The 13,036-nt window shown below is 39.0% G+C and carries 19 protein-coding genes and 1 pseudogene; 13 read left to right on the forward strand and 7 right to left on the reverse strand.

Annotated features, from left to right (window positions below):
* Positions 1-359 precede the first annotated feature (359 nt).
* Both hepT and mntA read right to left on the reverse strand, forming a co-directional pair.
* Positions 360-767 carry a type VII toxin-antitoxin system HepT family RNase toxin gene (gene hepT / locus CS060_RS13015; RefSeq protein ID WP_035048885.1) on the reverse strand — a complete coding sequence of 136 codons (408 nt, stop codon included), beginning with the start codon at positions 765-767 and terminating at the stop codon, positions 360-362.
* Complete coding sequence (gene mntA, locus CS060_RS13020; RefSeq protein ID WP_035048883.1) at positions 757-1,152, reverse strand: type VII toxin-antitoxin system MntA family adenylyltransferase antitoxin; 396 nt, start codon at positions 1,150-1,152, stop codon at positions 757-759. The genes hepT and mntA overlap by 11 nt, the downstream gene beginning before the upstream one ends.
* 964 nt (positions 1,153-2,116) lie before the next feature.
* On the opposite strand from mntA, the gene CS060_RS13025 reads away from it, so the two are divergent.
* The 12 genes from CS060_RS13025 to CS060_RS13070 all read left to right on the forward strand — a co-directional run bounded on the left by CS060_RS13025 (position 2,117) and on the right by CS060_RS13070 (position 8,642).
* Positions 2,117-2,581 carry an NUDIX hydrolase gene (locus tag CS060_RS13025; RefSeq protein ID WP_091701835.1) on the forward strand — a complete coding sequence of 155 codons (465 nt, stop codon included), beginning with the start codon at positions 2,117-2,119 and terminating at the stop codon, positions 2,579-2,581.
* Positions 2,551-2,688: a hypothetical protein gene (locus CS060_RS14170; protein ID WP_156099081.1), complete on the forward strand. Its 138-nt coding sequence runs from the start codon at positions 2,551-2,553 to the stop codon at positions 2,686-2,688. The genes CS060_RS13025 and CS060_RS14170 overlap by 31 nt, the downstream gene beginning before the upstream one ends.
* A gap of 56 nt (positions 2,689-2,744) precedes the next feature.
* Entirely contained in the window at positions 2,745-3,173 is a 429-nt protein-coding gene (locus CS060_RS13030) for an NUDIX domain-containing protein (RefSeq protein WP_035048881.1), read from the forward strand.
* Positions 3,174-3,304: 131 nt separating this feature from the next.
* Complete coding sequence (locus tag CS060_RS13035; protein WP_035048879.1) at positions 3,305-4,444, forward strand: conserved virulence factor C family protein; 1,140 nt, start codon at positions 3,305-3,307, stop codon at positions 4,442-4,444.
* A gap of 44 nt (positions 4,445-4,488) precedes the next feature.
* On the forward strand, positions 4,489-4,860 hold the full coding sequence (locus tag CS060_RS13040) for a VOC family protein (RefSeq protein WP_035048877.1): 372 nt from the start codon (positions 4,489-4,491) through the stop codon (positions 4,858-4,860).
* 160 nt (positions 4,861-5,020) lie between these two features.
* Positions 5,021-5,284 (forward strand): hypothetical protein, encoded by a 264-nt coding sequence (locus CS060_RS13045; protein WP_035048873.1) that lies wholly within the window; start codon positions 5,021-5,023, stop codon positions 5,282-5,284.
* Between the two features lie 42 nt (positions 5,285-5,326).
* Positions 5,327-5,752, forward strand: a complete 426-nt coding sequence (locus tag CS060_RS13050; protein ID WP_035048891.1) for an NUDIX domain-containing protein — start codon at positions 5,327-5,329, stop codon at positions 5,750-5,752.
* A 73-nt stretch (positions 5,753-5,825) separates the two neighbouring features.
* The gene (locus tag CS060_RS14360; RefSeq protein ID WP_255350581.1) at positions 5,826-6,002 is read left to right on the forward strand and encodes an NUDIX hydrolase; all 177 of its coding nucleotides are present in this window, start codon (positions 5,826-5,828) and stop codon (positions 6,000-6,002) included.
* Positions 5,956-6,261: an NUDIX domain-containing protein gene (locus CS060_RS13055; RefSeq protein WP_255350580.1), complete on the forward strand. Its 306-nt coding sequence runs from the start codon at positions 5,956-5,958 to the stop codon at positions 6,259-6,261. Before CS060_RS14360 ends, CS060_RS13055 begins: the two co-directional genes overlap by 47 nt.
* Positions 6,262-6,349: 88 nt before the next feature.
* Positions 6,350-7,129 carry a GNAT family N-acetyltransferase gene (locus CS060_RS13060; RefSeq protein WP_035048871.1) on the forward strand — a complete coding sequence of 260 codons (780 nt, stop codon included), beginning with the start codon at positions 6,350-6,352 and terminating at the stop codon, positions 7,127-7,129.
* 73 nt (positions 7,130-7,202) lie between these two features.
* Complete coding sequence (locus tag CS060_RS13065; protein ID WP_052025594.1) at positions 7,203-7,631, forward strand: thiol-disulfide oxidoreductase DCC family protein; 429 nt, start codon at positions 7,203-7,205, stop codon at positions 7,629-7,631.
* Between the two features lie 27 nt (positions 7,632-7,658).
* Positions 7,659-8,642: a TlpA family protein disulfide reductase gene (locus tag CS060_RS13070; protein ID WP_035048867.1), complete on the forward strand. Its 984-nt coding sequence runs from the start codon at positions 7,659-7,661 to the stop codon at positions 8,640-8,642.
* Between the two features lie 46 nt (positions 8,643-8,688).
* Here CS060_RS13070 and CS060_RS13075 read toward each other — a convergent pair whose 3' ends face one another.
* Complete coding sequence (locus CS060_RS13075) at positions 8,689-9,060, reverse strand: hypothetical protein (protein ID WP_035048865.1); 372 nt, start codon at positions 9,058-9,060, stop codon at positions 8,689-8,691.
* Positions 9,057-10,031, reverse strand: a complete 975-nt coding sequence (locus CS060_RS13080) for a ParA family protein (RefSeq protein ID WP_035048862.1) — start codon at positions 10,029-10,031, stop codon at positions 9,057-9,059. Before CS060_RS13080 ends, CS060_RS13075 begins: the two co-directional genes overlap by 4 nt.
* 156 nt (positions 10,032-10,187) lie before the next feature.
* Here CS060_RS13080 and CS060_RS13085 point away from each other — a divergent pair.
* A pseudogene (locus CS060_RS13085) lies at positions 10,188-10,364 on the forward strand (iron chaperone); the annotation flags it as partial.
* An 18-nt stretch (positions 10,365-10,382) separates the two neighbouring features.
* Here the strand turns inward: CS060_RS13085 and CS060_RS13090 are convergent.
* The 3 genes from CS060_RS13090 to CS060_RS13100 form a co-directional block, all read right to left on the reverse strand.
* Positions 10,383-11,213 carry an MBL fold metallo-hydrolase gene (locus tag CS060_RS13090; RefSeq protein WP_035048859.1) on the reverse strand — a complete coding sequence of 277 codons (831 nt, stop codon included), beginning with the start codon at positions 11,211-11,213 and terminating at the stop codon, positions 10,383-10,385.
* A gap of 206 nt (positions 11,214-11,419) precedes the next feature.
* The gene (locus tag CS060_RS13095) at positions 11,420-12,046 is read right to left on the reverse strand and encodes a hypothetical protein (RefSeq protein ID WP_052025596.1); all 627 of its coding nucleotides are present in this window, start codon (positions 12,044-12,046) and stop codon (positions 11,420-11,422) included.
* A 68-nt stretch (positions 12,047-12,114) separates the two neighbouring features.
* Positions 12,115-13,036 (reverse strand): mandelate racemase/muconate lactonizing enzyme family protein (locus tag CS060_RS13100; RefSeq protein WP_099669035.1); only part of this gene is annotated, 922 nt, incomplete at its 5' end.

Here is a 13,036-nt window from a genome sequence, read left to right on the forward strand (position 1 = left end):
TATCGCTTCACGAGTACAGGATGCGATGAAATGTAATTGTTTAGTACCGTATGAAACATGGGAAGTTTCACCATTTCGAACGCTAGGAAGGATTGGAGGATAACCGAACTTCTTTATCTAAAATATATCAACTTTAAGGTATTTCAAGAGGACGGTGGGTTCGGATTCACCCTTGACTAACACTCTCCAAAGATTTGTATCGGCGACGACGGTGCCAACGGCTGAAAATCAAAGAGAAACTCGCAATAAATATATCGAACTTTAAAGGCATGTGGCGCGTGTTGAAAATTTTCTTTTCCTGAAGTGTCATCCTTCGCAAGTTCTAGAATAAGTAGTTAGGCGGTGCATGCTCACACCGCCTATTTTTGTCCAACAATCGCTTTCGTAAACTCGGTGAAGTCTGTTAAATGGTTGTCGAGTATTTTTTGTAAAACTGTCAAGTTCAGTTCTTGATAGTCATGCACGGCGATATTGCGAAATCCGACCATCGCTTTCATTTTCTGTGACAAGGATGAGGAGATGATGCCGTGTTGTTCTAAAAGGGTAAAAGCGTCTCGGCTTGTTTGGGGAAGTCCGAGCCTTTTTTGTGCAACGATGTGCATCGCTAAGTCAATGCTTGCTTCACACGCTCGTTGGAGGTTGAGGACAATGGAATCTTGCTTTGTGTAATTCTCCAAATTTTTGGGGTTATTTTCGTATTCTTCATGAATACGTTTTATACACCGTTCGATGACACTGATTTTATTTAAGATGACATCATTCATCATAAACCGACCCACTTTCCGCAATGTTTCGCAAAATTTCCGCGCGTTCTTCGTTTAGCTTTGCATACATTTTCAGCACTAGCCTTTCATATTCTGCCCTTTTTTGTTCGTCTGCACAATAGATGACCTTCCCACTACTGACGATTTGTGCTTGAAAAACCGTGCTCGCTTGCTTTAAATCGATGAGATCGACGTCTCGTTGTAACTGCTCTGCCAATTGTTGCGCGAGCATAAAGCGTTCGTAATGATCTAATGATCGTTCATCGCTCAAAAAGGCAATGTCTATATCGCTATCGTAACGAATGTGTCCTGCTGCTACTGATCCGAACAAATAAATGACAGAAGGAGAGACCGCATTTTTTAATGTTTCAACAATGATTTGTTCCATCTTGTCACCGTCCTTTTATTTCCATGCTATTACAATTATATGATTTTCGGTTGTATGTGTCACGTCCCTATAGAAAACTTAGTTTTTTATGTGATTACAACGTTATTCCAAAGGATGGCCGCCTCTTTTGATCACCATTTGCTACAGTCATATGAAGTGTTTTGTTACTTAACTATTCAAAGTATTCATATGTTATACTAATTATAAGTCGCTAGAGGATCTGGCTTTGTCAGGTTTTTGGGAATGGCGATCACTAGTTATGAATGACGAAGAAGAGATAGTTGTCAAACATTCATTTATAGTAAAAAATATCGCATTCACATATACATCCAAGAGGTGTTCGTCAATGAACGAAAACATACCCTTTTAGTTTCGTTTTCAATCACTCTGGCTTTTTTTCTCCTTATTGAACTTTTATTCAAAAAAAGAAAAGGGATAAAGTTTCGATTCGATCTTTTGTTGTGAAGTTTGTTAGCATCGTTATTTTTGTTTACATAATAAAGTTAACCATTTTATAAAGCGTGTCCTTATCTTATAGTGATAACAAGGACACTTTTCTTTTTCTATGGAGATAACCAATCTATGCTTTCAAGGAAGCTCTATTCGGGACTCTCTTTTTAATTTGGCGAAAATATTCAAATTTATTCATCCTTTTCTACAGTATTCCACAACATTTTTCGTTCTCTTTCTGTACAATAAAATCGGGTTTTATAACCAATGAAAGGAAAGGGGATCGACTGAATCAATACTACATAACTGAATATAGCAAACGATATTCCTATTCATACCGTATCTTTATCGAATCCTAATCAGAAATACTCATTTACTCATCACATGGTTTATGGGTTAAGAAAATGGGATCATGACATGGCCATTGTAGCGCAATGCAATATATTGCATCGTGCGAAAAAAATCAGTAAGATACATTTACTCTAAAATCAACTTACTGAAGGATGAGAAGAACATGAGGATTGTACCGAAGCACATAGTGGCTGTCTCTGGTTATATTGTAAATGACCATGGGGAAGTATTGCTTGTCAAAACACATTACCGTTCCGATACATGGGAACTTCCTGGTGGACAAGTCGAAGAAGGAGAGTCTTTGCATCATGCATTAGTAAGGGAAGTGCATGAAGAAACAGGATTGAAAATAGTACCACTAGGAGTAACAGGAGTATATTACAATGCTACGGACCATATATTAGTTGTTGTATTTCGTGCGAAGTATGAAGAAGGTGATTTGAACATTCAGACCCAGGAAATAAAGGAAGCAAATTTTTTTCTGCTAACTAGTAAAAACATTTCAAAATATATAACGAGACCGCATATCGCTTCACGAGTACAGGATGCGATGAAATGTAATTGTTTAGTACCGTATGAAGCATGGGAAGTGTCACCGTGTCGAACGCTAGGAAGGGTGGGCGTATAACCGAACCTGTTTATCACGCCTATTTTCAAGATCATGATCCGAAGTCACTTGAACGGTTAGGTCAAACAGAACAGTTAGGTCAAACAGAACAGTTAGAGTTGTTTTGAGTATAGGGAAAAAACAAGTCATTGTCTTTGATTTTCAATAATGTGGAGGAAAATGTATGTATCCGAATTATCGAATTTCTGTTGAAGTGATTGTATGGCACGATGGGAAAGTTCTTTTAACAAAACGAGCAGAACATTGTAAGGTAGCTCCGAATGTATGGAACGTTCCAGCTGGAAAAATTAAGTACGAGGAAATTCCTGTCCAAGGTTTGTTTCGAGAAGCAAAGGAAGAAATTAATTTGGATGTAGAATTGCTAGAAGAGTTATTTGTTCGTAATTTAAAAAGCAAAAGTGGTGACGAAGATATATATCGGGTTGTTTTCACGTATCTTGTCAAACCAAAAAATGATGATATTTCTTCACTTACACTAAACGATGAGCATTCTGAATTTGCTTGGGTAACGAAAGAAGATCTGAACGATTCTAAGTATGAAACACTTCATGACGACATACGACACATTTTGTTGACAAAAGTGTTTATGTAAGACGATGTGAAACCATCTCTGCAATTTATGGAGGTGGTATTTTTTTATTGAGCGAAACTTTTGCTTTTCTTTGTTTCTTCCTTTTTAATGAAGTTACAAGGTATTTTTTGTAGAGGATAGGAGAGAAACAAATGAAAATTCAATCGATTGAACCAACGCCAAGCCCAAATACAATGAAAGTGCTGCTTGATGAGGAGCTTCCATTTGGCACAAGTTATAACTATAAACCTGCGCAAGCCGCACATGCGCCTGCCATTATCCAGCAATTGCTGCAAATTGAAGGCGTAAAGGGCATTTATCATGTCGCTGATTTTTTAGCCGTTGAGCGGCATGCGAAATATGACTGGAAACCGATTTTAACGAAGGTGCGTGAAGTGTTTGGCGAGCAGGTGGAGGATCTTAAAGAAAATGAATCGGTGCGCAATGATCATTTCGGCGAAGTAAAAGTGTATGTGCAAATGTTGTATGGCTTGCCGATGCAAGTGAAGTTAACGGACGGTCACGAAGAGAGACGAGTTGGCTTGCCAAAGCCGTTTGTCGATGCGGTGTTAGAAGCGCAAAAACATGCGGGGAATATCGTCATAGAGCGAAAATGGGTCGAAAAGGGCGTTCGGTACGGAACATTTGAAGAAATCGGCGCTGAAATTGTCGAGGAGTTGTCCGCTGCTTATCCGCCAGAACGGCTCGAGCGATTCGTACACATGTTTAAACAAGGGGAGCAGGCGAAAACACAAAAACGCACAAGTGTTCAAGTGACTGAACAAATGCTAGATGATCCGGACTGGATGAAACGATATGCAGCGTTGGAACAGATGGCAGAGCCGACGGAAACCGATTTGCCCGTATTGGCAAAGGCGTTAAAAGATGAGAAAGTAGCGATTCGCCGTTTAGCGACAGCTTACTTAGGAATGATTGGTGGGAAAAACGTGCTTCCATATTTGTATGAAGCACTAAAGGATCCAGCTGTTTCTGTGCGGCGTACCGCTGGTGACTGTTTATCTGACATTGGTGACGTGGAAGCCATTCCTGTGATGGTTGAAGCGCTAAAAGATGCAAGTAAGTTAGTTCGCTGGCGTGCCGCGATGTTCTTATATGAAAATGGTGATGAATCCGTCTTGCCTGCATTAAAAGCGGCCGAAAACGACCCGGAATTTGAGGTAAGCATGCAAGTAAAAATGGCAATTGAACGAATCGAAGGCGGCGAAGAAGCGAAAGGATCTGTTTGGAAACAAATGACGGAGAGTAGAAAGAGAGAGGAAGGGAAATATTGAGCCACTCTTCGAATGCTGAAAAGAAGATAGAGAGGAGAAGCAGCATGAACATTGTTATTAAACGGCTCGATCATATACAAATTTGCATCCCAATCGGTGCAGAGGACGAAGCGCGGGCTTTTTATACGGGCGTGTTCGGTTTTGCCGAAATCGAAAAACCGAAAACGTTGAAAGCAAGCGGCGGGCTTTGGTATAAAATTGGCGATATTGAACTGCATATCGGTGTTGAAAACCGCGAAGGATATCGAAGCAAAAGCCATCCGGCGTTTGAAGTGGAAAATATCGAAGCAGTGCGGCGCTACTTGGAAGAAAAGGGAGTAGTGACACAAGACGAAAAAACCATTCCAGGTGTGACTCGCTTCTCCTTTCACGATCCGTTTCACAACCGAATAGAATTTCTTGAGAAACAGCAATAAAAGCGCGGGCAACAGTCTTCGTTTGACTTTGTTGACAATAAATTGAGACAGAAGTGGAGAAAACTTCTGTCTTTTTTTGCTTTTGTGACAAAATTCGACATCATTTGTCTTCGTTTTTGTGTAAGATAAGGGTAGTCATTTTAGTTGAGGGTTGAGAGCAATGGATAAGTTTCTCAATTTTTTCGTTCCTGCTTTTATTATGACAATGAGTGCATTTGGACTGATTTATGTTATACGGAGAGAGCGGGACTATTGTCCAAAATGTGGTGGGAAGCTACTAGATTTTTATGTTGATCGCAATCAAAGAGCGTTTACCGACGGAGAGTTAGAGGCGTTTAAAGTTTTACACCCAGAAGATCGTTTAACATTTCAGAAAGTGAAATATTGCCGCCAATGTCGAAAAGCATATCGGCGTATACATTAATTATGGATTCACTGCATAACAAAAATAAAGAGGAGAAACATGATGCGAATACGCAAATGCGCTAGGGCAGTAATCACCAATGAATATCATGAAATTCTTCTTCAAAAATTTGAATTTACGGATGTCATAGGAAATGTCGTGTTATGGGTAACTCCCGGAGGTGGCATCAAGGGAAAGGAAACCCCAATCGAAGCTTTGAAAAGAGAACTACGTGAAGAGCTTGGAATTGTTGTTGATATTCATGACGAACCACTATTTGAAATCGATGTATTCATTGAAGGAAAAAGCGATTCTTTTATAAGCCGGGAGATTTATTATAAGATAACGATTCAATCCGACACGATATTATCGATTGAAAATATGACTGAAAAAGAGAAAGATACGTTTATTGATTTAAAGTGGTGGAGTAAGGAAGAGTTGAAGAAACTCGAAAACTTTGCGCCACGTGAAATATTGAATTATTTTTAAGTTTATTATTAGTAGCTACCTCTTGTAAAAAAGTAACGAACTTTACCTTTCAATAATGTGGAGGAAAAATTGCATGTATCCGAATTATCGAATTTCTGTTGAAGTCATTGTATGGCACGATGAAAAAGTCCTTTTAACGAAACGCGCAGAGCATTGTAAGGTAGCTCCGAATGTATGGAACGTTCCGGCAGGAAAAATTAAATATGAAGAAATTGCAAGGTTTGTTTCGAGAAGCGAAAGAGGAAATTAATTTAGATGTAGAATTGTTAGAAGAGCTGTCTGTTCGGAACTTAAAAAGCAAAAGTGGAGATGAAGATATATATTGCGTTGTTTTTACGTATCTCGTCAAACCAAAAAATGATGATATTTCTTCTCTCACATTAAACGATGAACATTCCGAGTTCGCTTGGGTCGCGAAAGAAGATTTGAACGATCCAAAGTATGAAACGCTTCATGATGACATACGATACATTCTTTTAGAAAAAGTGTTCAACGAAAACAAGCGCTAGCACAAAAAGCACATCGTAATCATTGTTATTGCGATCGTTCGTGGAAGGCACATGTATTTTTGAACATGTATCGGCAAGGGGGATGGGGATGATTCGTAAATTGGGCGAAGCAGATCATGATGTTGTGTTTTCTTTTTTAAAGCAGGAGCCTTCATTGAATCTTTTTATTATCGGTGATATTGAAGCGTTTGGATATGAGCAAGAGTTTCAAGAGCTGTGGGGCGACTTTGATGAGAATGGCAAGTTGCGAGCTGTATTGTTGCGATTTTATGATTCGTATATTCCATATGCTTCGGGGGAGTTTGATATAGAAGGATTTGCGAAAATTATGAGACATGCTGCTCAGCCTGTTCGACTCTCAGGCAAAACCGAGCTTGTCGCAAAATTTGAACCTCTCTTATCACTCGGAAAAAAGCGTGTCACGTATTTTTGTGAATGTAACGAAATCACATTTCCAGAAGCGGAAAACCGATATGAAATAAAACAAGCAACGATTGATGATATCGATCGAATACTTGAATTGCGCAAGCGTATTGCCGAATTTTCGGTGCTCCCTTCATCGCGTGATATGCTTGTCAAATCGTTAGAAACAAATACAGGGCGTGTGTACTATATCGAGGAAGATGGTCGCATGGTGTCGTCTGTTGCGACAACTGCAGAAAATACGCTATCTGCGATGGTTGTCGGCGTTTGCACAGATCCGAATGATCGCCACAAAGGGTATGCAAGCGAAATTATGAAACGAGTTATCGAAGATTACGTTCGCACTGGAAAAACGTTATGTTTATTTTATGACAATCCGAATGCGGGACGCATTTATAAAAGACTCGGTTTTTCCGATATCGGGATGTGGACGATGTATGGATAATTTCTAGCTATGATATGAAAAGTGTGAAGTTGCCGAGCTTCACGTTTTTCTTTTGTTGCATAGGTGAGCTATAATGGAGAGATTAGATGAACGGAAGGGGAAGGATTGGTCGGTCATGCACATCATATTATTTGATGGCATTTGTCATTTTTGTAGTGCAACGGTTCGTTTTATTATTGAAAGAGACGAAAAAGCTTATTTTTATTTTGCTTCGTTGCAAAGTGAAGCAGGGCAAGCGTTGTTGAAAAAATATCATATTCCCCAACAACTCGATAGTTTTATATTAATCGATGAATGTACATACTATGTTAAATCTACTGCAGCGTTACGCGTATGCAAACATTTGCGAGGGTTTTGGAAGTACTTATATTGGCTTATTCTTATCCCTTCTCCTATTCGCGATCGAGTATATGATTGGATCGCGAAAAATAGGTATCTTTGGTTCGGAAAGAAGGATGGCTGCTTTGTTCCGACAGAGGATATAAAGAAGCGCTTCTTATAAGGAACTGTTGTCAGCAAAGGAGGAAAAATGATTCAAGGAGAAAATTTGTTGCTTGTAGCAAGTTTGGTTATGACATATTTATTTTTTTATTATGGTGTGTTCGTTTTAAAAGCGGAACGACGCATGATTGATGTTATTTTTAACAGTTTCATATATGGCTTAGTCATATGGAAATTGAGTTACGGTATTGTACATCCAAACATGGTGTTAGAAAATCCGTTAACGCTTCTTTATTTTAACGGTGGTGTTGTGGGACTTGTTTTAGCAGGGGTATTCATTGTCGTGTATACATATTGGCAGTTGAAAATACAGCACATTCCGTTCGACGCTTATATACGTGTAGTTACCCCAATATATTTTGGATATTGGATTGTATTTCTCGTATGGAAGGGAAGTGGATTTCCAGAAAATCGCTTCATTTGGCTACAAGCTGTCGTCGCTGTTGTTTGCTTTATTGTTTCTTCACGTATAAAAACGACGAGAAAGCTATGGCAACTGCTTGTTTCGTTCCATATTCTCGTCTTCATCTTCTTATCCATATCGGATATGACAAAAGAAACAACTTCGCAGCAATCGAGTTCGAACATTGGAATTGATGTAGGAGAAATTGCCCCTGATTTCGAGTTAATGACATTACAGGGCGAAAAAATGAAGCTGTCTCAGTTTCGAGGGAAAAAAGTGATTTTAAACTTTTGGGCATCATGGTGTCCTCCATGCCGTGCGGAAATGCCAGAAATGCAACGATTTTATGAGCAGTATGGACAACATGTCGCGATTGTAGCGGTCAATTTGACGAATAAAGAAAAAAATCGTCACATCGTCGAAATGTTCGTGAACAAAAAAGGATTGACGTTTGATATCATGCTTGATGAGAAAGGAACAGTTAGTAAAACATATAAAGTCATCACCATTCCGACTTCATATATGATGGATGAACAAGGGGTCATTCGTAGCAAACATGTCGGTCCACTTTCATATGAGGCAATGAAACGGGCGATGTTGTCGAAATGATGTTGCGGTATTAAACATTGAGCGAACAGCTGTTATATCTGTCCGCTCATTTGTTTTGTGATTTTCTATTTGCCATTTGGCTATATAGTTCAGAAAAACTGCAATGAGTGATAATTGATTCAATCAATAGTTGTTTTGTTTCTCTCTTTTGTAACTTTATATTCATTTGTGCCCCGATATGAAGTAGTTGTTCTTTTTTAAGAGACGTTAAAAACGTTGTTGCTGCCTCTTTGTTCATGTTTTTTATTTGTTTTATGACGTTTGCATAGTCCGTTACGTTTTTGGTTTGCTTTTTTCGTGTTTGATTTTGCAACTTTGCAGAAAGATCATCCAGCATTTCTTCGACTGTACAATGCTCATAATGTTTTAAAAGAACGAGTGCTTTTTCTAACATATGCGTTAATGTGTTTACGTTCATACGACAATTCCCCCACCAATTCGGTTTAAAAATTCGAGCGTCATTTTCTTCACACATTCACTTTGTTTCCCTTGATGGTTTTCAACAGCAAACACAGGATAACTGAGCATGGATGCGCGCGTGATGGCGTCACCATATGGTAAATAGCTGTTAAATATCATGTCAGACGAAAGCGTACGTTTTAATGTAGTGATCATATTTTCCTGTGTTTGTTTTGGTTGATTTCCGTATTCGCGAATGAAATTGAGGACGATTCCGATCAGTTTTGTATGGCTATATTCTTTTGAACTCGACTGAAATCTTTCGTTTAACTCATCGACTTTATTTTTAATGGCTGAGATACCGTATGAAGAAAGACGATCAGGGATCGCAGGAGTTAAATAGTAATCGCTTGCGTACAAGGCGTTTTGTGTAATGTAATTTAAATTTGGTGGACAATCGATAAAAATAAAATCATATTCATGTTTTATCGTGTTTAAAATATGGTGTAGCATTTGAAATTTATAAATATCTGAACCAAATAAATGTTTTTTGAAATATGGCCTTGAGTAAACGGCAATATCCATGTCTGTATGGATAAGTTCAGCGTGTGCTGGAAGCAAATCAATATGTTCATATACTTTCCCATTTCTGCTTCGCACGCACGCTTTTAAAATAAAGTCGTCCACATCTACTTGTGGATGCTCATTTTTCAAGTAATGTTCGATTAAATCTTTCAATGTGCCGATCGGAGGTGTTTTATGATAGGCTAATTGTTCAAACCATTCGGGTGTTAAACATGAAATAGAGAGGTTACATTGTGCGTCTGCATCTACTAACAACACTTTTGGTTGAGCATGTTCAAAACCAAACAGTTCTAATTCGTCGGATGATAAATGTTGTAGTCCTGTCGCTAAATGATGAGTGACGGTCGTCTTTCCCACCCCGCCTTTCCAGTTAATAATACTAATGACTTTCGCCTGTTGCTCCATGATGATCGCCTCCTGTTGCATATGGACGATTCATGTGTATGAGAAAAAGTGCAAAGTTATGACGAATTATTTGCGTAATATTAGGATGATGGACATATTGTTTTGTGTCATAATGTTGATAGCAGAAGATGAGAGATGTAGCGAGGAGGAACACTTATGGAAGTTTTTGAACAATATTTAGCAAAGATTGATCATGTCGACCATCGCAACCGAGTAGAGGAAATTTTACGGTGGGTTTGTGATACGTTCCCACAGTTACAACCGCAAATCAAATGGAATACACCTATGTTTACCGATCGCGGGACATTTATTATCGGTTTTTCTGCAGCAAAGAGCGAACAGTAACGATTACTATTCGCTAATTTTTTTCATATGATATTCTTCAATCACTGAACGGACGATATGAGAAGAGCTCCATTCACCGAAGGAAAGATAGGTGATTGGATATTTCTTCGAGAAGAGAATGGATTGAATTTGTTTGAGTGTCGCTCCTTGTTCATACAAATCAATAATTTTTCCTTGAAGTTCTTGTAAATAGTTAAGCTTTCGTTGTAAAGCAGTTCGTCCGTCTTTTATATAACCAGCGTGGGCACAAAACATTTCGTTAAAATCGTACGTTAACACTTTTCTTAATGATTCAATTAATGTAGGAACGCTTTCTTCGCGCAAAACGACTTTTGTTTTTTCGAGGCAGTATAAGTCTCCTGTAAAAAGTTGTCCTGTTTCGCGATTAAGAAATGCGAGATGGTCAACAGCATGACCTGGTGTATGAATGACATCCCATATCGCACGGCGTGTAGAAAACGTTTTTGCAATCGGCTTAGCTTGGAAAGGAGGGCGGTTTCCCCAAAAAAACTTGCGATACATTGGATAATCTGCTTGTTTATTACAATACTCAATCATGATCTCATTCATATAAATCGGTAGTTGTCGCTCGTTTTGTAAAAACGCTGCACACCCTGTATGATCTTCGTGAAAATGGGTAATTACCACTTGATCGATGTCTAATGATTTGAAAAAGTTTGCGAATTCACTTACTAACGATGCTGCTCCTGTATCAATCAATACCCCGTCGATAGCAAAACAATGCACCGTTAATCGTACCCCTTGAAATGTTAGCGTGCCTTTGGCGATATGTACTCCAGAAGCAGTTTCTTGTTCGAATCTTTTCTTTAATAACATGTTATCTCCCCCTCGTTTTTATTATAACAAAAAAGAATGAATATTCATTCATTTCGGGTTATTTCGTAAAAATAAAAAAGAAGCTGCCTTAAAGGGAAATATGATATGTTTGTACTAAATAAAGCTAGACTTTGTGCTGTGCATGTAGGAAAGAAGTATATTCCATATGGTATGATAAGGAAAAATAAAAAAGGGGAGTTTCCCCTTTATTTTCCAAAACGAATCCAATATTCATGCTGGCATTGTTCTAAGGCGATACCACGCCATCCGTTCGCAAGTAATGTTTGTTGTTGGGAAATATCGTCTATACGCACCGACATGTATTCGCGCCACGTTCGTTTCGTTTCATCACGCGTTTTGAAAAAAATATAGCGAAGACGGTGACCGTATTTCTGTTTTAGAGCGGCAATTTCCATTCCTTGTGCAAACTTATCTTTTAAACTAGGGATGTTGAATGGAGCAACTGTACAACAGATGTATTTGTACGCTTTATTTGTTCGATCGAGCTCGTTCATAATGAAGTGAGCTAACGTTTTTTGTAATTTATTTCCTCGTGCTTTTGGATGGACAATGGATATTTCTTGATAAATAACATCTTCCAACTCTTCTTTCGCAAGACCGATGTCCAGCCCTAAGTGCTCTTCATCAATGGGAGGGAAGAGTAGGGCGCGAAACGCGATGAGTTGATCGCTTGCAAACGCGCCAATCATAAGCCCGTTTCCTTGTAAAATATACGCATATTCTTCTTCTGTTAATGGTTGCAGCATGTCTTTTTGGTCTAATTGATCGACAACGAGCTGTTGTAGCGACAAAATTTCCGTGAGATGTTCCATCTGTAACCGCGAAATGACAAATGGTTCATTGTTTTGTTTTAAAATACCTTGCAAAGTTTCTTTCCCCCTTAGCGAATGACGTCGGAAAAAGCGGTTAGTTTATGAAGTGTTTGTTCGTCTACATCGATGCCTAAGCCGGGTTTGTTCGTTAATCGAATGTACGGAAGGTCGTAATGTAAATTGCCGACATCTTTTGTGAACTTTAACGGTCCTGTTAATTCCACGCTCGTAACGATTTTTTTCGCAAAGGCGACGTGAAAGCCAGCGGCAGAACCGATCGATGACTCGACCATTGAGCCGATTTGACACTCCATTCCTTCCAGTTCGGCTTGATGAGCGAGCTTCACAGCAGGATAAATGCCTCCACACTTCATCAGTTTAATATTCACTTTATCGGCTGCTCGTTTTTGAATAATTTCACGCATATCGCGCATATTTTTTAACCCTTCATCTATCATGAGCGGAATGGTTGTTTTTGTGCGAATGTATGCCATCGCATCGATGTCATCTGCGACGACTGGTTGTTCAAGCCAATCGATGTTTAGGCGCTCAAGGGCGCGCAAAGCTTTTATTGTTGTGGCACTATTTTTCCAACCTTGGTTTACATCAACGCGAATCGCAATATCATCTCCTACCCGTTTTCGAATTGCTTGAATGCGTGCAATGTCTTCTTCTACATGTGTGCCGACTTTAATTTTTAATGAACGATAGCCTTTTTTCACGACCGATAGCGCTTCTTCAGCCATTTCGTTCGGATCGCCGATGCTTAATACATGTGTAATAGGAAAGGAATCATGAAATCGTCCGCCAAGCAGTTGATATACAGGTTGCTTGAGCTTTTTCCCAATTAAATCAAAACAAGCAATATCAATTGCAGCTTTTGCGGTCGGGGCACCATATATCACTTCATTCATTCGCTCGTGTAAAGCTTCTATGTAACTATTCACCCCAGTGCTAGTGTATAAAAAAGCCCAACACAAATAGGGCATC

It is taken from the genome of Anoxybacillus flavithermus, assembly GCF_002742685.1.
Taxonomy (GTDB): Bacteria; Bacillota; Bacilli; order Bacillales; family Anoxybacillaceae; genus Anoxybacillus; species Anoxybacillus flavithermus_E.

Coding starts and splice junctions, on each gene's coding strand:
- hepT (WP_035048885.1), bottom strand. CDS start 767: ATGATGAATGATGTCATCTTAAATAAAATCAGTGTCATCGAACGGTGT.
- mntA (WP_035048883.1), bottom strand. CDS start 1,152: ATGGAACAAATCATTGTTGAAACATTAAAAAATGCGGTCTCTCCTTCT.
- CS060_RS13025 (WP_091701835.1), top strand. CDS start 2,117: ATGAGGATTGTACCGAAGCACATAGTGGCTGTCTCTGGTTATATTGTA.
- CS060_RS13030 (WP_035048881.1), top strand. CDS start 2,745: ATGTATCCGAATTATCGAATTTCTGTTGAAGTGATTGTATGGCACGAT.
- CS060_RS13035 (WP_035048879.1), top strand. CDS start 3,305: ATGAAAATTCAATCGATTGAACCAACGCCAAGCCCAAATACAATGAAA.
- CS060_RS13040 (WP_035048877.1), top strand. CDS start 4,489: ATGAACATTGTTATTAAACGGCTCGATCATATACAAATTTGCATCCCA.
- CS060_RS13045 (WP_035048873.1), top strand. CDS start 5,021: ATGGATAAGTTTCTCAATTTTTTCGTTCCTGCTTTTATTATGACAATG.
- CS060_RS13050 (WP_035048891.1), top strand. CDS start 5,327: ATGCGAATACGCAAATGCGCTAGGGCAGTAATCACCAATGAATATCAT.
- CS060_RS14360 (WP_255350581.1), top strand. CDS start 5,826: ATGTATCCGAATTATCGAATTTCTGTTGAAGTCATTGTATGGCACGAT.
- CS060_RS13055 (WP_255350580.1), top strand. CDS start 5,956: ATGAAGAAATTGCAAGGTTTGTTTCGAGAAGCGAAAGAGGAAATTAAT.
- CS060_RS13060 (WP_035048871.1), top strand. CDS start 6,350: ATGATTCGTAAATTGGGCGAAGCAGATCATGATGTTGTGTTTTCTTTT.
- CS060_RS13065 (WP_052025594.1), top strand. CDS start 7,203: ATGGAGAGATTAGATGAACGGAAGGGGAAGGATTGGTCGGTCATGCAC.
- CS060_RS13070 (WP_035048867.1), top strand. CDS start 7,659: ATGATTCAAGGAGAAAATTTGTTGCTTGTAGCAAGTTTGGTTATGACA.
- CS060_RS13075 (WP_035048865.1), bottom strand. CDS start 9,060: ATGAACGTAAACACATTAACGCATATGTTAGAAAAAGCACTCGTTCTT.
- CS060_RS13080 (WP_035048862.1), bottom strand. CDS start 10,031: ATGGAGCAACAGGCGAAAGTCATTAGTATTATTAACTGGAAAGGCGGG.
- CS060_RS13090 (WP_035048859.1), bottom strand. CDS start 11,213: ATGTTATTAAAGAAAAGATTCGAACAAGAAACTGCTTCTGGAGTACAT.
- CS060_RS13095 (WP_052025596.1), bottom strand. CDS start 12,046: ATGGAACATCTCACGGAAATTTTGTCGCTACAACAGCTCGTTGTCGAT.